The sequence below is a fragment of the Caballeronia arvi genome (genome assembly GCF_001544695.2).
GTDB classification, from domain to species: domain Bacteria; phylum Pseudomonadota; class Gammaproteobacteria; order Burkholderiales; family Burkholderiaceae; genus Caballeronia; species Caballeronia arvi.
In genome coordinates, this window is sequence record NZ_FCOM02000091.1 from 1 (window position 1) to 18,036 (window position 18,036).

17 protein-coding genes are annotated in these 18,036 nt (G+C 56.7%); 12 read left to right on the forward strand and 5 right to left on the reverse strand.

Annotated features, from left to right (window positions below):
• Positions 1-121 precede the first annotated feature (121 nt).
• Together AWB74_RS40655 and AWB74_RS40660 are read right to left on the reverse strand one after the other, a co-directional pair.
• Positions 122-1,330, reverse strand: coding sequence for a WG repeat-containing protein (locus AWB74_RS40655; RefSeq protein WP_143749455.1), 1,209 nt, complete (start codon positions 1,328-1,330; stop codon positions 122-124).
• 205 nt (positions 1,331-1,535) lie between these two features.
• A complete protein-coding gene (locus AWB74_RS40660; RefSeq protein WP_061152201.1) occupies positions 1,536-1,799 on the reverse strand; it encodes a hypothetical protein in 264 nt (87 codons plus the stop codon).
• Between the two features lie 484 nt (positions 1,800-2,283).
• On the opposite strand from AWB74_RS40660, the gene AWB74_RS40665 reads away from it, so the two are divergent.
• From AWB74_RS40665 to AWB74_RS40675, 3 genes are read left to right on the forward strand one after another with little or no spacing between them, the layout of a single operon-like run.
• Complete coding sequence (locus AWB74_RS40665) at positions 2,284-3,192, forward strand: hypothetical protein (RefSeq protein WP_143749456.1); 909 nt, start codon at positions 2,284-2,286, stop codon at positions 3,190-3,192.
• A 21-nt stretch (positions 3,193-3,213) separates the two neighbouring features.
• Positions 3,214-3,966 (forward strand): hypothetical protein, encoded by a 753-nt coding sequence (locus tag AWB74_RS40670; RefSeq protein WP_143749457.1) that lies wholly within the window; start codon positions 3,214-3,216, stop codon positions 3,964-3,966.
• A 45-nt stretch (positions 3,967-4,011) separates the two neighbouring features.
• A complete protein-coding gene (locus tag AWB74_RS40675) occupies positions 4,012-5,142 on the forward strand; it encodes a PIN domain-containing protein (protein WP_061152204.1) in 1,131 nt (376 codons plus the stop codon).
• A gap of 88 nt (positions 5,143-5,230) precedes the next feature.
• Here AWB74_RS40675 and catC read toward each other — a convergent pair whose 3' ends face one another.
• The 3 genes from catC to AWB74_RS40690 all read right to left on the reverse strand — a co-directional run bounded on the left by catC (position 5,231) and on the right by AWB74_RS40690 (position 7,742).
• The gene (gene catC / locus AWB74_RS40680) at positions 5,231-5,509 is read right to left on the reverse strand and encodes a muconolactone Delta-isomerase (protein ID WP_061152205.1); all 279 of its coding nucleotides are present in this window, start codon (positions 5,507-5,509) and stop codon (positions 5,231-5,233) included.
• A 78-nt stretch (positions 5,510-5,587) separates the two neighbouring features.
• The gene (locus AWB74_RS40685) at positions 5,588-6,715 is read right to left on the reverse strand and encodes a muconate/chloromuconate family cycloisomerase (protein ID WP_061152206.1); all 1,128 of its coding nucleotides are present in this window, start codon (positions 6,713-6,715) and stop codon (positions 5,588-5,590) included.
• A 106-nt stretch (positions 6,716-6,821) separates the two neighbouring features.
• Positions 6,822-7,742, reverse strand: a complete 921-nt coding sequence (locus AWB74_RS40690; RefSeq protein WP_061152207.1) for a LysR family transcriptional regulator — start codon at positions 7,740-7,742, stop codon at positions 6,822-6,824.
• 174 nt (positions 7,743-7,916) lie between these two features.
• On the opposite strand from AWB74_RS40690, the gene catA reads away from it, so the two are divergent.
• From catA to AWB74_RS40735, 9 genes are all read left to right on the forward strand, one after another.
• Complete coding sequence (gene catA / locus AWB74_RS40695) at positions 7,917-8,852, forward strand: catechol 1,2-dioxygenase (protein ID WP_061152208.1); 936 nt, start codon at positions 7,917-7,919, stop codon at positions 8,850-8,852.
• Between the two features lie 102 nt (positions 8,853-8,954).
• Positions 8,955-10,313 carry a Rieske 2Fe-2S domain-containing protein gene (locus AWB74_RS40700; protein WP_061152209.1) on the forward strand — a complete coding sequence of 453 codons (1,359 nt, stop codon included), beginning with the start codon at positions 8,955-8,957 and terminating at the stop codon, positions 10,311-10,313.
• Positions 10,310-10,798 carry a benzoate 1,2-dioxygenase small subunit gene (gene benB, locus AWB74_RS40705; RefSeq protein ID WP_061152210.1) on the forward strand — a complete coding sequence of 163 codons (489 nt, stop codon included), beginning with the start codon at positions 10,310-10,312 and terminating at the stop codon, positions 10,796-10,798. The genes AWB74_RS40700 and benB overlap by 4 nt, the downstream gene beginning before the upstream one ends.
• Before the next feature lie 34 nt (positions 10,799-10,832).
• Positions 10,833-11,870, forward strand: coding sequence for a benzoate 1,2-dioxygenase electron transfer component BenC (gene benC / locus AWB74_RS40710; protein WP_061152211.1), 1,038 nt, complete (start codon positions 10,833-10,835; stop codon positions 11,868-11,870).
• Positions 11,851-12,627: a benzoate diol dehydrogenase BenD gene (benD, locus tag AWB74_RS40715; RefSeq protein ID WP_061152212.1), complete on the forward strand. Its 777-nt coding sequence runs from the start codon at positions 11,851-11,853 to the stop codon at positions 12,625-12,627. The genes benC and benD overlap by 20 nt, the downstream gene beginning before the upstream one ends.
• A gap of 35 nt (positions 12,628-12,662) precedes the next feature.
• Positions 12,663-13,061, forward strand: a complete 399-nt coding sequence (locus AWB74_RS40720; RefSeq protein ID WP_061152213.1) for a RidA family protein — start codon at positions 12,663-12,665, stop codon at positions 13,059-13,061.
• 34 nt (positions 13,062-13,095) lie between these two features.
• Positions 13,096-14,352, forward strand: coding sequence for a GTPase (locus AWB74_RS40725; protein ID WP_061152214.1), 1,257 nt, complete (start codon positions 13,096-13,098; stop codon positions 14,350-14,352).
• On the forward strand, positions 14,349-15,923 hold the full coding sequence (locus tag AWB74_RS40730) for a dynamin family protein (RefSeq protein WP_061152215.1): 1,575 nt from the start codon (positions 14,349-14,351) through the stop codon (positions 15,921-15,923). Before AWB74_RS40725 ends, AWB74_RS40730 begins: the two co-directional genes overlap by 4 nt.
• A gap of 72 nt (positions 15,924-15,995) precedes the next feature.
• Complete coding sequence (locus AWB74_RS40735) at positions 15,996-17,333, forward strand: MFS transporter (RefSeq protein WP_061152216.1); 1,338 nt, start codon at positions 15,996-15,998, stop codon at positions 17,331-17,333.
• Positions 17,334-18,036 lie beyond the last annotated feature (703 nt).

The following is an 18,036-nucleotide window of genomic DNA, read 5'->3' on the forward strand; positions in this document are numbered from 1 at the left end:
GCCCAGCTTCTAGGATCACGATGAGTGTCCTGACTGGAAGCTTCATCCGCCTTGCACACAAAAATTTGGACAGTCCCGCTTTCTTTGGGTCAGGACCAAGAAATGAGCCTCTTGCCGGTAACTAGCGGCGGATAAAGCCGAACTTAGTACCGAGCCGTACCCATGCTAAGCCTTCTGAAAAACTGTCTGCTTGCTCGAACTGTGCTTCGATAATCATATTGCCGGTATGGTCGATGTATCCGTATTTTCCGTCGACTTCTACCACGGCAAGCCCATCAGAAAAGCTCGAGGCGAAGTCGTACTGCGGATTTATGGCCAAGCGCCCAGCTTTATCGATAAAGCCGAATTTACCCCGCTGCGCTCGACGAGTCGGTGTCGCCGACGTGCCGAACTCGACGACGGCCAATCCCTCAACGAAACTTCCCCCGAGCTGGTTCATGAGCGTCAACTCGAACTGAGGTGCAATAACAACCCGACCGGTTCTATCGACATAGCCGTATTTCCACGCTCCGTCGTCCTGCGGTGCCGGGGCATCTTGAGCAACCTGCCCTTTCTCGTCAGTGTGATACGGATTGGACACGGCAAACTGTGCAAGGCCATCAGAAACAGTGTCGAGTAGCTCGAACTGCGGCTTGACCGCTAGCACACCGGTTCGATTGATGAAACCGCACCTTCCGCCGATAGTCACTACTGCGAGGCCGTCCTTGAAGGCTCCGGCTGAATCAAAGGTCGGTTGGATGGCCACCATACCGGCCCTGTCGACGTAGCCATATTTGCCACCTGTTTTCACCACTGCTAGGCCTTCCGAAAACCAACGCGCCTCGTCGAACATTGGCGCAATGACAAAGCTTCCGGTCTTGTCGATGTAGCCGTATCTTGCACCGACTTTGATGGCCGCACGGCCTTCCGAAAAAAACGGCGGAGTGTAGTAGTCGCCGTCGAACTGCGGATTGATGACAACAGCGCCGCGCTTATCAATAAATCCCCAGCGAGCACCATCGCCCCCCGGTTGGAAGTTGACCGCAGCCAGTCCGTCGGCAAACTTGGCATTGTATTGGGCTTGACCAGGGTTGAACTGTGGTTTGATTACCAGGCTTCCGGTCCTGTCGATGAATCCCCATTTGTCACCAACCTGGACTGCAGCGAGCCCCTCGGAGAACGCACCGGCGTTATCAAACCTCGGGGTAACAACGTATGTCCCCGAGCGCGTTGCCGGGACCGCTATGGCGTCCGGTTTTGCTGATACCTGCCCGCCTTGCGGACTCGCTCCATAAACTAAACCAGCCGTACTCAGAGCTAGTGCCATCGATAGCTGGCGATAGTTGACCACAGTTGCATTCCCCCTCTGTTCTTAGCTGCCGATACCATTTCAGATGGTACGTTGCTGACGCCTTGACTCAGTCCGACTACAACTGCATGCCCACCACCACCGACGGGCCGGCAACTTATCGCGGAGGACTCCGTCACTACACCCCGTGATGCGCCCTTGCCGGCAGACGTTCAAGGCACGCGACGGAAGACGGTCGAGTCGTCGGCTACTCTTGAAACTTGACGCCTCCCGCTTCGCCCGCGACCTCGATGAATCGGCGCAACCGGTCACTATCCATCCAAGAATGCCGAGCCAACTCGTATGTCCAGCGGAGCAGACCTTCAGGGGTTTTGACCTGATTGACAGGAACAGACTTGAGTATGGAAGTTACGCCAATCCTAATAAAGATAGTCTTCCCGTCGCAGTAGATTCGCTCCGCTAAGTCCGCTTGCTTTGCAGCCGCTTGCTCGAAATAGTCTTCGATTCCCATGTTTCCTCTATCGAAAGTAAAGCAGCGCGTAGTCAGTCGAGATTTAAACGCGCGCAAGACGTGTCATGCGGGATATAACGGCATTGGTAGATGAGACTTGAGAACATGCGGCGAATTTCTTTTAGCAGGCTGTTGAAAAACCTCTGAACTGTTCGGACCAAAAATTTTTCGACCTCTCAAAACGCTCCATACGCCGCTCATGCGATATGGGTGAGGGGTAAGGGACCCATGAAATTGGCGTTTTGGGCCGCCGAAATTCGTTTTTCAACAGCCTGTTAGTCGCCATCGTCTGCACGCTTCATCAAATTTTCTTGAACACTATGCCGGCCTTCGTTCGCAGGAGAGCCAGAAGCAAAGACAGAAGACGCTCAGAGGGCCGCGCTAGCTTGTGATTAGTGCGTCGGATTCATCCACTACCGTATAACGGTCGAAAGTTCGCAATCTTGACTTCACTCATAGGCGGAGCACATCGTGAGGCGGTACGATGCGCGATATTTGTCCCGCCTGTGCAATCATGAAGCCGTTGTCGCCTGAAGCAATGCGCCAGATATTGGCCGAGACACACGAATATTTGCTCGTCAATGCGCTTAAGCACGGCGGCTACAGCTGGTCGTGGCCTGACGGCAGCGTCAGAGGTATTCGGATTCTGCGAGCGAAGAAGAGCGGTGCGTTCAAACGTCCTCGCTTTTCCGAAAAGAATGTCGCAGCTCCTGCGACTCGTGATGAGCTACTCCGGATGGTTGGCGAGGACCTCGCACAGGTTTTTAACGGCAGCAGGCCGAAGGGAGGTCAGCGCCCCGGACCGGCCACGCCAAAAAGGCGCGGCGCAGAATCTGCGGCGTTGCCGGCGCACACACCGACGTACTCCGGCAAGCCGTTAGTCTTCCAACAAGTCAACCTCGGCGTAGAGCTAAACAGGCCGATGCTCTACTTTGCTCAGTCGTTTGATGTGAATGGCGCGCCTTACGCAAAATACGTTGGGAAGGCAGATGACCATGTAAGACCGCTTGAGCATTACCAGGGCAAGATTGCGCGAATGCTCGCGGGCTGCAAAGACAAGTATCGCCGCGTGCACAGGGGGCTAGCGCTGGCAAACGACAGGAATCATCGCTGCGTGATTACACTCGTCTGCAATGTCCCCGAAGGCGCTGACATCCTCGCATGGGAAGCGCATGCAATCAAAGCCACCGGTTCCTTTGGACGGAACGACGAATATCGCCTCAATGGAAACCGAGGTAGCTGGAAACGAATCGTGGGTGAAGACATCCCTGAGCCGCTGCGCTTGGCGCTCTCGCAGCTGGATTTTCGCGACCCGGCTACGTGCGGATACGTTGCTGTTACGAGCACTTGTTCCGACGCGGCCACGGCTGTGAAGTCGTCGTTGAACTTATAAAAAAGGCGTACACGAGGATATATGAGCAAGAAATTTTGTCTTCAATTTGCGAGCATCAGTTGTGCCGTGTTGCTTGTGGGAGCATGCAATAAGACGTCTGAGGTTTCTCCCTCCAAATCCGCGACAGCGTCCGCGCGTTCAGCTGTGACTGCGCCGGCCTCAGCGGCGTCACAGACCGTAGCTGCTTCAGTGGCGCGCCCCGTTTTTCCGCCAAGCCTCGAGGGGCAACCTTCACTTGAGCTGGGCAATCTAATCGGGCTTTTAATGGTCGCACCCAAGCAAAATGTAGGCTGGGATTTGGCAGTGGACTCGGCGATTCAATGGACGGACAACGGGTACGTCGACACCCCAAAGTGGGCGATGCGTCATGGGCTCGTGCGCGTCAACGTCATGGGTATTCCGAGTACGGTGCTGCGGAAGAAGAAGGAAGAACTCGGCTGGTCGGTTACGATGCAAACGGTGCTTCCGCCGAAGTTCGGCCCGCAGACTATCGAAATCGTGCCCGGATTCGATGGCAAACTGTGCTTTGGAAGCTTATATGAGGTATGTCAATTTGACCCTCTTCCCTCGCTTAAGCAAGCTTCCGTGCAAGCGGCGCTGCTTTGCAAGGAGGGCTACCCGGGAAACGAAACTAGGGTGTTTCGGCTTTCCGCAGCGGGGAAGCAAGACGCTACGCTTGTCGTCATGGACAGCGGCGGGTCCGGTGGCTCATCAACAACGCTTACGCTCTCCCCGATTGCAGACCGTCACGCTTGCGACAAGCTGCCGGGGTGACATAACAGAGCGCGGACGTAACCACAGCATGGGCGCAGAGAATAGATGCGAAAAGAAGACTTTGGAACCAGAGAGGCAGCGGAGTGGCTGGCCAGCATTGGCCTTTTCAGTGCACTTTGCGTCGATACAAGTGTCTACGATGGACTGAAGGGGACATTCGAACGAGGCCTTCTCAAACAGCTCGAGCAGTTTTCCGACGGAGCTCCGATTCGGCTCCTTATGCCGGATTTGGTCCACGATGAGGTGACACGGCACTCCGAAGAACGTGCGGTTACCTCTGCACGCGCTCTCCGTAAGGCTCTCAAAGAAGCTGAGTTCGGCTTGGGCTTAGCCCGTGACATGCAAGAAAGGATTCAAGCCGAACTGCTCGGAGAAAAGAAGCCCGAAGAAGTCGCGCGCTCGCGCCTTGCGGAATTTTTGAAGCGCACAGGAACTGTCACCCTGTCACCCGAGGGATTGGTCAGTGTCTCGGAACTTCAACGCCGATACATAGTGGCTCAGCCGCCGTTTGCAAAAAGCGGAGAAAAGAAAGCCGAGTTCCCCGACGCTATCGCATTGTTGTCCCTGGAGGCGTGGGCGACCGAGAACAACACGCACATCGTCGTCGTATCACACGACAATGACTGGAAGCAATTCTGCGCGGGGTCCTTGCGCCTCCACGCCGTTGACGACCTCGCCTACGCCATCGGCTTGTTTCAACATCCAGCGGCTGCAATTCGGTTTGCCGTCACCCTTCAAAACTGGCTCGATACCGACCCAGATGCGAAGCGAGTCGAATCCTACATCTCGGATGCGCTATGGGGCTTGTCGATTACGGTCGACGCCGCCTCCGAGTACTCGTTCGACGAAGAAGTCGTCGACATGGAACTCATCGACCTGGAGTTGATGGACGGACATACGACCGTGACCTCCGCAAACGAAAATGAGTGGACCATCGAAATCCAAGTCAAAGCGCAGATTCGCTTCGAAGTCTACTTTTCCTTCTCGGTTCGCGACGGAACGGACCGAGACTTCGTCCGTGTCGGTCAGAATACGGTTGATGTTATCGATAATGTCGACTTCAACGTCTTACTCACATTTCTTGCGCCCGTTGGCTCCGCGGCGCCCGAGTTGGAGGATGTAGACGTAGCTGCATTCAATGTTCGACTTGACTGCGGGTACGTAGGACTCGAGTGAAAATGAAGGTGCAGCGGGACCTACGTTAAGGAAGCGACGGATGTCGAAGTACCGTTTGTGTCCTGACGCATAGAGGCAGCCGCTGCCCTTAGCGAATCGACGACGGATGACGTGCGAGCGGCGTTACTTGCATCGTCATATAGGGAAACAGAGGCAAAGCCGACAGGATGGTGTGCAGTTCGTCGTGCGAGTCGACATCAAAGACGCTGTAGTTCGCGTACTCACCGACGACGCGATGCAGCTGCTGCCACTTTCCTGCTCGCTGCAACTCCTGCGAGTAGACCTTTTCGCGGGCTTTGATTTCGTCAGCCTGTGCCGTCGGCATGTCGTGCGGCAGGTGTACGTCCATTCTTACGAGATACAGCATGTTTCCTCCTGAGGCGAGGCACTCTTTCTGCATGCGAGGGGGAGGAGTGCCATTGCGAGTGTTTTTGGTGCTGCGCGTTTAGGCCTTCTTGTCGCGGCGGTAGAACGCGAGTTTCTCTTCGTCGATTTGCAGCCCGAGTCCCGGGCCTTCCGGGATATGCAGGTCAAAGTCGCGGTAGTGAGGACGCGCGGTCACAATGTCATCCTTGAGCAGCAGCGGTCCAAAGAGTTCAGTGCCCCACGCCAATTGCGGAAGCGCGCTGAAACCGTGTGCCGAAGCAATAGAGCCAATGCTGCCCTCGAGCATCGTTCCGCCGTAAAGCAGTACCCCTGCAGCGTCTGCAACGGCCGCCGTACGCATCATTCCGTAAATACCGCCGGACTTAGCTATCTTGAGCGCAAACACGTCGGCACAGGCGCCGCGCACGAGTTCGAGTGCGTCCTCCGGACCAGTAACCCCCTCGTCGGCCATAATGGGCACTGTAAATCGGGCGGCGAGTCGGGCGAGCGCGCTGCGGTGCTCACGCGGCGTCGGTTGCTCAATGAGGTCGATGCCTGCAGCCTGCAATGCTTCGATGCCCAGAGCCGCATCGACTTCGGTCCACGCCTGGTTGACGTCTACCGTAACTTTCGCGCGGTCGCCAAGCGCCGCTTTGATTTTTGACACGTGGGCCACGTCATCACGCACGCTGCGACGACCAATCTTCAGCTTGAACGTGTTGTGCCGACGTTCGGCCAGAAGCGTCTCAGCTTCCTCGATGTCACGGTTGGTGTCACCGCTTGCAAGAGTCCACAGGACCGGAAGCGTCTTGCGGACGGCACCACCGAGCAGCGCCGCGACCGGCACGCCTAGCCGCTTTCCTTGTGCGTCCAACAGTGCTGTCTCAATCCCCGATTTAGCGAACCGGTTGCCACGGGCAACCTTGTTCAGCTTAAGCATGGCCGCATTGATGTTGGTCGCATCCAGCCCGACCAGCGCCTGCGCCAGATAGGTGTCGATGGTCAGCTTAATGCCCTCAGGGCTTTCCTCCCCGTAGGACAGACCACCGATGGTCGTAGCTTCGCCGATGCCCTCAATCCCGTCGCTCGAACGCAGGCGGATGATGACCATAGTTTGTTGCTGCATCGTCGCCATGGAAAGCTGATGCGCGCGAATGGTCGGAAGGTCGACCAAAATTGCTTCGACAGATGTAATTTGGGCGTTCATACCTGGAATGACGAAGTGGATTAGTTGCCGAAGTATTGCGCGGGCAATATTAGCTTGTCCAAGACCATCGACGTCTAGCGCCATACCCGCGAGGTATAACCGTCCTTCATCCCTTGTCCGTCCGGGGGACATAGGGAATCTGCTCTTCCTCGTAGAGCCGGTAAATGAGTTCCAGCATTTCGTTGATGTCGCGCGACTCGTCCATCGCACGCATACTCATAATGATTGGTGACGTGAGAGTCGGGTCATCCAGCTCCTTGTAGCTCACATCGTCTCGCTTCAGGCCGTAGACGCTGCTCGGGACGACAGAGATTCCTTCCCCCGCGGCGACCAAGCCTAGCGCAATCTGCAGTTCTCGCACCTCATAGATGCTCCGAGGCGTGAGCGCTCGGTTCTGGAATGCAGAGAGAACTTGGTCTGCATAGCTCGGTCTTGGCGCCTTAGGAAAGATAATAAGTGTTTCGTGGATGAGGTCTCGAAGCGCAAGTACAGGCTTCGAAAGCGAGAGTGGATGGCCGACCGGAAGCGCGACAATCATTTTCTCTTCGCGGAGAATCACACGGCGGATGTTCGCATCCTCATGACGAATACGGCCGAATCCAACGTCGATGCGACCATCCTTCAGTGCTCGAATCTGGTCCATCGTCGACATCTCATGAAGGCTGAGCTCGACAGTGGCGTTTTCGTCGCGGAAACGCCGAATGATTTTCGGCAGCATGCCGTATAAGGTCGAGCCGACGAAACCGACCGAGAGACTGCGCTCGATATTGCCCACACGCCGCGTCATTGATTCAAGTTCCGCTGTCTGCGCCAGCAACTGAACTGCGTGTGAATAGAAGAACTTTCCTGTTTCGGTGAGCTTGAGCGGGCGGGAGTTCCGCTCGAACAATTGCACGCCCAACGTCTCTTCGAGTTGCTGTATCTGCCGACTCAATGGCGGCTGCGCGATATGGAGTCGCTGCGCTGCTCGCGTGAAATTACGTTCCTCGGCGACTGCCACGAAGTAGCGCAGATGGCGAAGCTCCATCTCAATACCTCCTTGATATAGCCCAATACTAAATCAGTCTTGGACTGGCCTGTTTGAGGCCATTATTCTGCCATTCATGCTTTGATTTGCCCGCAACTATACCTTCCGAGCATATCCGGGACGCGGCAAAACAAGGGTTAACCCCCACAAAATACTGAAGAGCCAGGAGCAGAAATGAGCGTGAATGTGTTCGATACGAAAGAAGTACAGGACCTTCTGAAGGCCGCTGCGAACCTTGGAAGCCAAGATGGCAATGAGCGCGCGAAGCAGATTACCCATCGCTTGTTGAGCGACCTGTTCAAGGCCATCGACGAACTCGACATGACGCCCGACGAGATTTGGGCAGGCGTCACCTACTTCAACAAGCTTGGACAAGACGGCGAGGCCGCTCTCCTGGCTGCCGGGCTCGGTCTTGAGAAGTATCTCGACATCCGCATGGATGCAGCGGACCGCGAAGCTGAAATCAACGGTGGTACGCCGCGCACTATCGAGGGTCCGCTGTACGTTGCCGGCGCCCCGCTGCACGACGGTGTCTCAAAGATTGATATCAACGCAGATGAAGATGCTGGTCCGCTCGTTATCCGCGGCACGGTGACTGGCCCGGACGGCAAACCCGTGGCAGACGCGGTCGTCGAATGCTGGCACGCCAACTCGAAGGGCTTCTATTCGCACTTCGACCCGACCGGCGCGCAAGACGACTTCAACCTCCGCGGTGCGGTGAAGACCGGCGCTGACGGCAAGTACGAATTCCGCACGCTCATGCCCGTCGGCTACGGCTGCCCGCCGCACGGCGCAACGCAACAATTGCTTAATACGATTGCTCGCCATGGCAACCGTCCGGCGCACGTCCACTTCTTTGTGACCAGCGACAAGACCCGCAAGCTCACGACGCAAATCAACATCGAAGGCGACCCGCTGATTTGGGACGACTTTGCTTACGCGACTCGCGAAGAGCTCGTGCCGCACGTGGTTGAAAAGACTGGCGGCGCAGCACTTGGCCTCAAGGCCGACGCGTACAAGGAAATTGAGTTCAACATCGAGTTGACTCCGCTGGTTCAGGGCAAAGACAACCAACTGGTAAATCGCCCGCGCGCAGCAGCGACGGCGTAACTGCTCACCGGGCGGCCTCTCGCTAGGCCGCCCTACCCTCGCACGAACTTTCTGTACCGATGCCGAGGGCTTCATCACGAAGTCCGCATAGGGAGACGACTCATGTCCGCAACTATTGATAAAGCACAACAACTGGACGATTTGCTCAGCAACGCCGTTCAGGATGACAAGGAAAACGGTGTTTTCCGCTGCCGCCGCGACATCTTCACGAATACGGACTTGTACGAACTCGAGATGAAGCACATCTTCGAGAGCAACTGGGTGTACCTCGCGCATGAAAGCCAGGTTCCGAACAACAACGACTACTACACCACGTGGATTGGTCGTCAACCAGTCGTCATTACGCGCGACAAGACCGGTGAGCTTCACGCGGTCATCAACGCATGCGCGCACAAGGGCGCAATGCTTTGCCGTCGCAAGCATGGCAACAAGGGTAGCTTCACCTGCCCGTTTCACGGCTGGACGTTTTCGAACGCCGGCAAGCTTCTGAAGGTGAAAGACGAAAAGACCACCGAGTATCCGGTGCAGTTCAACAAGCAGGGCTCCCATGACCTGAAGAAGGTCGCCCGCTTCCAGAACTATCGCGGCTTCTTGTTCGGCAGCCTGAGCGAAGACGTGCTGCCGCTCGAGGACTATCTTGGCGAGACAAAGGTCATCATCGACCAAATCGTCTCGCAAGCGCCGGACGGTCTCGAAGTGTTGCGCGGCAATTCCTCGTACATCTACGAGGGTAACTGGAAGATGCAGATGGAAAACGGCTGTGACGGCTATCACGTCAGCACCGTTCACTGGAACTACGCTGCGACGATGGGTCGCCGCAAGGTCGAAGGCACCAAGGCCGTCGATGCGAACAGCTGGAGCAAGTCGGTCGCGGGCGTCTATGGATTCGAGCATGGTCACATCTTGTTGTGGACCAAGACGATGAACCCTGAGGTTCGCCCGGTCTATCAGCATCGCGCTGAAATCGCCGCACGTGTCGGTGAAGACAAGGCGAATTACATCGTCAATCAGACCCGCAATCTGTGCCTCTATCCGAATGTGTTCCTGATGGACCAATTCAGTACACAAATTCGTGTGGTCCGTCCGATTAGCGTCGACAAGACTGAGGTCAGCATTTTCTGCTTTGCTCCGAAGGGTGAAAGCGCAGAAAGCCGCGCTGTGCGCATTCGGCAATACGAAGACTTCTTCAACGTCTCGGGCATGGGCACGAGCGACGACCTCGAAGAATTCCGTGCTTGCCAAGCCGGTTACGGTCCTACGACGTCGATGTGGAATGACATGTCGCGCGGCGCGCCGCTTTGGGTCCACGGACCCGACGACAACGCGAAGGGTATGGGCCTGAATCCGGTCATCTCGGGCGAGCGCAGCGAAGACGAAGGCCTTTTCGTGGTTCAGCACGAATACTGGGCGAAAGTGATGCGCGAAGCCCTTCAGAAAGAACAAGCGGAGGCGACGGTATGAGCTTCGAATATCACAAGATTTGCAATGCGCTCTATCAAGAAGCGCGGTTTCTGGATGACCGCCAGTGGGACGAGTGGCTCGCGTGCTACACGGAAGACGTCAGCTACTGGATGCCGGCGTGGGACGACGACGACAACCTCACCGAGGACCCTCAGAGCCAAATCTCGCTGATGTACTACCCGGACCGCGGTGGCTTGGAAGACAGGGTATTTCGCATCAAGACCGAGCGAAGCGGCGCTTCGATGCCAGAGCCGCGCACGAATCACACTGTAACAAATGTTGAAGTGCTGGCTGAACGTGATAACGAAGTAGACGTTCGATACAACTTCAACACGCTCAGTCATCGCTACAAGATTACCGACCAGTACTTTGGCACGATGTACGTCACCTTCCGCAAGGTCGACGACCGCTTGCTGATTTCCAGCAAGAAGATTGCGCTGAAGAACGACTATATCCGGCAAGTGCTCGACGTCTATCACGTCTGACGCTAATCGGAAGAGAAAGGAAGTAGGAGGCAACATGTCCAGCTACAACATCGCACTAAACTTTGAAGACGGCGTAACCCGGTTCGTTGAATGCAAAGCCGGCGAAAAGGTCCTCGATGCCGCTTTTCGCGCCAAGATTAACCTGCCGATGGACTGCTCCGATGGTGTGTGCGGCACCTGCAAGTGTCACGCCGAGAGCGGCACGTACGACTTGGGTGATGACTACATCGAGGATGCGCTGACCGACGACGAAAAGGAGAGCGGTCTCGTGCTGACATGCCAGATGGTGCCGCAAAGCGATTGCGTTATCGCGGTTCCGGCGTCGTCGACGTCGTGCAAGACGGAGCACAGCAAGTTCGGGGCGACCGTCACGAGTATCGAGCAGCACAAGGACGCTGCGGTGGTACTCGAGCTGGACGTGGATGGACCGGCTCCGGTTTTCCTTGCCGGTCAGTACGTGAATATCGACGTGCCCGGCAGCGGCCAACATCGCTCCTACTCGTTCTCTTCGACACCGGGCGCATCGAAAATCAGCTTTTTGATTAAAAAGATTCCGGGTGGCGTGATGAGCACATGGCTCGAATCGGCTCAGCCGGGCAACAAGGTCGAATTGACCGGACCGATGGGAATCTTCTATTTGCGAGCTGTCGAACGGCCGTTACTACTCCTCGCAGGCGGTACAGGCCTAGCCCCGTTCTTGTCGATGTTGGAAGTGTTGGTTCGAGCGAACTCTCAACAGAAGGTGCACCTCATCTACGGCGTGACGCGTGACCTCGACCTAGTGTTGGTCGAAGCCATCCAGGCCTACACGGAGAAACTGCCGAACTTTACGTTCAGTACCGTGGTTGCCGACGCCGAATCGAGCCACCCGCGAAAGGGTTGGGTAACGCAACACATGCCTGCTGATTGTCTGAACGACGGCGATGTCGACGTGTACCTTTGCGGCCCCCCGCCGATGGTCGACGCAGTTCGCAAGTATTTCGACGACAACGGTGTGAAGCCGAACAGCTTCCACTACGAGAAGTTCACTCCCAACGTAGTACCGAAGACTCATGAACATCCGAAGGTTTGAAGGCAAGGTTATGGTCGTCACCGGCGCTGCGCAGGGCATCGGCCGCGGCGTCGCTCTCCGCGCGGCAGCAGAGGGCGCGAAGGTTCTGTTCGTGGACCGCGCTGAGTTCGTCTCGGAGGTGGCAGCCGAAGCGACAGGTGCCGACACTGCAGGCTTCGTTGCAGACCTGGAAACCTATGAAGGCGCGGCCTCCACAATGGCATTCGCCGTGGAAAAATTTGGACGAGTCGACATTCTCATCAACGGCGTGGGCGGCGCTATCCGCATGCGGCCCTACGCAGAGTTCGAGCCGGCTCAGATTGATGCGGAAATCCGCCGCTCGCTCATGCCTACCCTGTACGCCTGCCACGCGGTCCTCCCGCACATGCTTGCACAAGGTCGCGGAACCATCGTCAACGTCTCCTCGAATGCCACCCGCGGCATCCGCCGAGTGCCCTACTCCGCGGCCAAGGGCGGAGTCAACGCCATGACCCAGTCGCTCGCAATGGAGTATGGCGAGCACAACATCCGCGTGGTCGCTGCAGCACCCGGCGGAACCGAAGCACCTCCGCGACGTGTACCTCGCAATGCCGGCGGAGACAACGAGCAGGAAAAGGCCTGGATGGGTCAAGCGGTGAAGCAGGTCACTGAATCGACCTTCTTCAAACGCTACGGGACGCTCGACGAGCAAATCGCGCCCATTCTCTTCCTTGCATCTGACGAAGCAGGCTACATCACAGGCGCCGTGTTGCCCGTTGCCGGTGGCGACAACGGCTAAGTCCTCGAAAAGAACAACGAGTAGGAGACGCCAAAGTGAACGAACGCAAAGCCATTATTCCCGCCGGGATGGAAGCGGTGTACGAAAAGATTCGCTACGCCCCTGCTGTCAAGGTCGGGAACACGGTCTACGTCTCCGGTCAGATTGGCCGTGACGCCAACATGAAACTGGTGGAAGAACGCGAAGCGCAGATTGTGCAAGCCTTCGAGAATCTGAAGGCAGTGCTCGCAGCAGCGGGCGGAACGCTCGGCGACGTGGTCGATGTCACCACTTTCCACACAGACATGCGCGACCTCCCGCTCTTCATGGAGGTCCGTGACCGATACCTCAACACGCATCCCCTGCCTGCGTGGACCGCTGTCGGAGCCCATATGCTGGGCGGCTCAGCGGGCTACATCGTCGAAATCAAAGCTGTTGCTGTGTTGGCTGAGTAGGCATGGCCCACCCAATGTTTGAAAAGGAGTCGGCGTGCTTAGCGAAACTCGCCAACAAGCAACTCACGATGTCGTTGCGGTACTTCCGGGTCGCGCAGACGACATGGCGCGCTTGGGGATTCTGCTTGGACATGACGAGCCCATCGTCACCGTCATTGGAAAGTACAACCACGGCAAGAGTCGCCTCCTGAACGAGCTCATCGGTCAGGAGGCATTTTCCGTCGCGGACAAGCGCGAAACAGTGAAGCTCGCGGACCGCGTCCACCAGGGTGTTCGATGGCTGGATGCTCCGGGCCTTGATGCTGACGTGGGTACGGAGGATGACCGACACGCCACGCACGCCGCGTGGCTGCATGCAGACATTCGCCTATTCGTACATGCAGGAAAGGAAGGCGAGCTCGACGCCAAGGAATTGGCTCTGCTCGCCGAACTGCTTGAAGATAGCGAGCGGACGCGGAGACAAACGCTCTTCGTGCTGACCCAGGTCGACCAGCTCGCCAGCGAGTCCGAGCTGCAAAAGGTAATAGGCGCCATCACCGCCCAGTTCCCTCGCATCGCATTGAACGCGGTATCTTCGGCGCGACATCGTAAAGGGGTCGACGAAGGCAAAAAGCTCTTCATTGAGAAGAGCGGCATTCCGCAGCTACATTCCGAGCTCGATGGAGCGCTAGGACGAGTGCCAGCCGCTCGCACCTATGAAACATCCCTATTGTTCACAGAAGTCCGGGACGAGCTCGCGCAGCTCATCCGCGAACGCGAAGCATCGCTCGAAGCCTCCCGCTCCCTACAACGCCAGCAACGGAAGGCTTTTGACCAAGGGCTCGCGAACGTCATCAAGAAAGTGGGTTCCGACATCGAGGTAATGCTCGAGGGCTTGGGCGAAGACTTTGCCTCCATCCCCGACACCGCAAAGGACGCGTACGCCTCGACGGCGGGAAAACGTGAGCGCGCCTATATCCAGATAGCCTACTCGCGCGGTTGCATCGAAATCGATAGCTTCCTTGCGGGACACGGCGTTATTGGTTTGCCGTCAGAGCAAGAAACCGCCGCACGTGCCCTCAACACGGTCATGATTGCCGTGATGGGCGTTTCCGTGAAGTTCAGGAAAGACCTACGCCGGATGTTCTGCACCCAGGCAGGCCGCGAGAAATTGCAGGGGGACTTCACTCGCTACTACGAGATTTCGAGCGACCGAAAGGAATTGGCCGTGCGAATCTCGGAGACCGAGTCCTCCATCGACGCTCTGCAAAAAGCATCCACCTCTCTGAATGCACTGGAAGTCATGGCATGACGGCCGACACAAGCAACGAGCAGCGCTTCGTCGCGGACGTCGAAGCATTTGAGTTCATCACACTCGATGTGACAACCATCGTCCGTTCGATGGAGGAGTGGCTTGCGCGCTTGAGTACCCACCTTCGGTCGAGCCGGCTGACATGGCGCGGCCTGAACGAGCAAAGTGAGGTCGCTTGGAAGGCGGACGCCATCAACATTTCAGTCGAACAAAGCATGGCCAGATGGACCGAGCAATGGCGAAGCTATGAGCCGGCCCATGCATTCGCAGACTCTTACGACGACAAGGTGCTGCTGCTCGTATTTGGGAAGTTCAACGCAGGAAAAAGTTCGTTTTGCAACCTCCTCGCTGACCGATTTGCCGCTCATGGGAAGCACGTCCAATATTTCTACCTAGAGGGCGGTCAAATTGTTGAAACGCCGGAACGCTTCAAAGAGGGCGTGACTGAGACGACCGCACGGCTGCAAGGCGTCCGTCTGGCGGAAAAGCTGGTCCTGGTCGACACACCTGGGTTGCATTCGGTCACATCTGAAAACGCCGCTCTCACGCAGCGATTTGCCGACAGCGCAGACGGCGTGCTGTGGCTTACGAGCTCAACATCTCCGGGGCAGGTTCAGGAGTTGGACGAACTCGGACGCGAACTGCATCGCAACAAACCACTTCTGCCCGTTGTAACTCGTAGCGATGTCTACGAAGAAGATGAGGTCGAAGGCGAGATTTGCAAAGTGTTGCGTAACAAAACACAGGAAAATCGGACGGAACAGGAGGCTGACGTCAACACCCGAGCAGCCGAGAAGCTCTCGCAAATGGGAGTGGCCAGAGAACTGCTGAAAGCACCCATATCCGTCTCTACGTACTTGGCTTGTAAGCAAGGGCAGACCCGAGCGGCGATGAATGAAGCAGGGTTTGAGCGGCTCTTTGCTGCCCTGCACGCCATCACCGCCCCGACGCTTGCGTACAAGCGCCGTAAGCAAGCGGAAGTATTGCTACATCATCTGGAAGAAAACGTCATCGGCGCACTGAGTAGCCAAGTCGTTTCCTCACTTCAGCACCTTCGTTCCTCGATTGATTTCGCGAGAGACAAGCTCGAACAAAAACAAGAGCTACTCGCAAATGCTCTATGGCGGGCTGTCGTCCCAGAACTCCCAAAGCTGCTTGACGAGTATTCCAATACTCGCGACCTAGTGAAGCTTGGCACCAGCTTGTCTAATTCAACTCGAGCATCTCTCCTGAAAGAAATCGACACGCTTCTGCGCGAATATGAGCTAGAACTCGGCGTTCTAGACACGAAATTCGACACTCGTGGTCTCTTCGAGGACGTAGTCACCGAAAACCGTGAAGTAACCTCACTGGGCCACGAGGAAGTCCTCGTCGACTATCAACTGCTTTACGAAACATTAGCCAAAGCAATTCGCGCCCTTGTTATTCGCGTGGCCGACGACGCAATCGGACAGTGCCGCTCAGCGCTCGTGGACGTTGCGAACCTCACGCAAAGCTTAGAGGCATCGCTGCACACGCACGATGAGGAGTTACTAATCATGAAGCGAGTCCTTCGCGCAGAGTTCAGGTGATTGCACCGGAAAACGTCGTCCCGAAGCATCGCGACATACGTGTAAACAAAGCCACTTTTCAATGGAGATGATGTGAGCGCAACTTGTGACATTCCGTCGCTAATAGACAAAGAGCCTGTCCGGCCGTTTCAGTGGGTAATTTTCGGGCTTTGTTTCTTGACCACCCTTTTCGACGGCTTTGATACGCAGGCAATCGGCTATACGGGTCCTGCGATTATCGCTGCTTTCGGCCTTCGCCCGAGCGAACTTGCGCCTATATTGATTGCGGGCACACTCGGAATGACTGTGGGTGCGATGACCTTAGGGTTACTTGGCGACCGAGTCGGACGGCGCCCTGCTCTGTTGAACGGCGTTGCGCTGTTCAGTGTGGCGTCATTGCTCACTGCCTTCGCGAAGAACACCGACCTCATTTTGGTCCTGCGATTTATCGCTGGTTTGGGAATGGGCGGATGCACGCCGGTGCTTCTGGCGCTTGCGGCTGAGTTCTGGCCGGCACGGCATCGTGGTGCGGTCATGACTGGCGTGCTTCTCGGACTTCCTGCAGGTGCCATGGTCGGAGCACTCCTTGCATCAAAGATGATGCCGCTGCTGGGCTGGCAGAGCGTCTTTATCGCCGGTGGCGCAGCGCCGCTATGCTTGCTGGTGGTGCTTTTCTTCGTCCTGCCCGAGTCCCTAAGCTTTTCCATCAGCCAGACCCAGGGCCGAAATAACGAGTCCGTCCAGAAGCTGCTTTCAAAGGTCTTGCGCATTCACGTCTCGGGCGACACGGTCTTCGCAGTTCCGAAGTCGGCGACTCGTGCAAGCGTCCGAGCATTATTCGGAAATGGGAAGACACGCAATACGGCCGCTATTTGGTGTGTCTATTTTTGCAACTGGGTCGCGTGGTTCATGTTTCTGTCCTGGCTGCCGACAGTTTTGAAAGCGACGGGGCTTCCGGCCGCTCAAGCTCCGATGGGAACAGTGACGGTCAACGCTATCTTCATCGTGTGTGCCGTCCCGCTGTCCCTTCTGCTACCGCGGGTGAGCACGCGTTTGATTCTGATTGCGCTCATGATGCTGGGAATCGCGCTCTCAATCGGCCTTTCAGTATCTGGCGAGTCATGGACCCTCGTTTTCCTGCTGGTCGGAGCTTCTGGACTAGGTATCGGCGGTCAGCAAATCGTGCTCAACTACCTGACAGTGGAGGCCTACCCAACCACGCTGCGTGCAACAGCCACTGGATGGGCGATTGGTATGGGGCGTCTCGGGGCAATATTCGGCTCCGCCATCGGGGGTAGAGTTCTCGAATACGGTGGACCGGCCGGATTTTACGCTGCGCTCGCATTACCACTTCTCGTTGCGCTGCTGTCGGTGATGCTGATTCGTTCGTCGAACATCGTCGAGGATAAAGACTTCGCACCCGTGCATTAAGGTCTCTCGAAGTACTCGTCGTCACCCCTCGCAATTACTAGACGGAAAGCTTCCAATTCCGGTGGTCACAGGTCGGCGTCCTAGCGGGCCTTGACCTCGTGGCTACCGCGTCATCTAAGGCCGCCGTTCTCGTCGCACTGACATGTCGGGCGCTCCCAGCTGAGCGTCCGCAGCCATCTGCGTGCCCCCGCGCACCATGCGTCGTTATCCGAGCGCGTCATCCGGTCGGGCTGTCTCGCGCAGCGTTTCGATAATCGACCGCGCTCAGCCCCTACATAGACCGCATCTATATCAGAAACGAAAAAACGATGATTAGACTTGTGTTGGGGCCAAACATAATATGGTCTCAGCCGGGAGGCGTCACCAAATTTCGCATTTCAAGGAGCACCCGACCAAGCAAACGTTTTCGTACAAAAATATTAGTTACCCACACCCATTAGCGGGCTCGTGTCAAGCGAGCAAGCAGCATCATGGCCGCTTGAGCGACCGGATTCTATTGCTGAGCCCCGATAGCGGAAGCTGAGCGCGCCCGGTTCTTCAGATAATGGCTGCGACGGATCGCGCCACACACCCATCAGGATCAAGCGAATGGCGAAGTACGTAGCCTGTCGCCCTGGCGGCTATGCCCCCGGCGGGCAGTTCAACTTCCCCTACTTATGGGCGCGTAAATTCCCCCACCCCGTGAAGCAGGACGAGATCGTTA

Coding starts and splice junctions, on each gene's coding strand:
- AWB74_RS40690 (WP_061152207.1), bottom strand. CDS start 7,742: ATGGAGCTTCGCCATCTGCGCTACTTCGTGGCAGTCGCCGAGGAACGT.
- catA (WP_061152208.1), top strand. CDS start 7,917: ATGAGCGTGAATGTGTTCGATACGAAAGAAGTACAGGACCTTCTGAAG.
- AWB74_RS40665 (WP_143749456.1), top strand. CDS start 2,284: ATGCGCGATATTTGTCCCGCCTGTGCAATCATGAAGCCGTTGTCGCCT.
- AWB74_RS40670 (WP_143749457.1), top strand. CDS start 3,214: ATGAGCAAGAAATTTTGTCTTCAATTTGCGAGCATCAGTTGTGCCGTG.
- AWB74_RS40730 (WP_061152215.1), top strand. CDS start 14,349: ATGACGGCCGACACAAGCAACGAGCAGCGCTTCGTCGCGGACGTCGAA.
- catC (WP_061152205.1), bottom strand. CDS start 5,509: ATGCTGTATCTCGTAAGAATGGACGTACACCTGCCGCACGACATGCCG.
- benD (WP_061152212.1), top strand. CDS start 11,851: ATGAACATCCGAAGGTTTGAAGGCAAGGTTATGGTCGTCACCGGCGCT.
- AWB74_RS40675 (WP_061152204.1), top strand. CDS start 4,012: ATGCGAAAAGAAGACTTTGGAACCAGAGAGGCAGCGGAGTGGCTGGCC.
- AWB74_RS40700 (WP_061152209.1), top strand. CDS start 8,955: ATGTCCGCAACTATTGATAAAGCACAACAACTGGACGATTTGCTCAGC.
- benB (WP_061152210.1), top strand. CDS start 10,310: ATGAGCTTCGAATATCACAAGATTTGCAATGCGCTCTATCAAGAAGCG.
- AWB74_RS40660 (WP_061152201.1), bottom strand. CDS start 1,799: ATGGGAATCGAAGACTATTTCGAGCAAGCGGCTGCAAAGCAAGCGGAC.
- benC (WP_061152211.1), top strand. CDS start 10,833: ATGTCCAGCTACAACATCGCACTAAACTTTGAAGACGGCGTAACCCGG.
- AWB74_RS40685 (WP_061152206.1), bottom strand. CDS start 6,715: ATGAACGCCCAAATTACATCTGTCGAAGCAATTTTGGTCGACCTTCCG.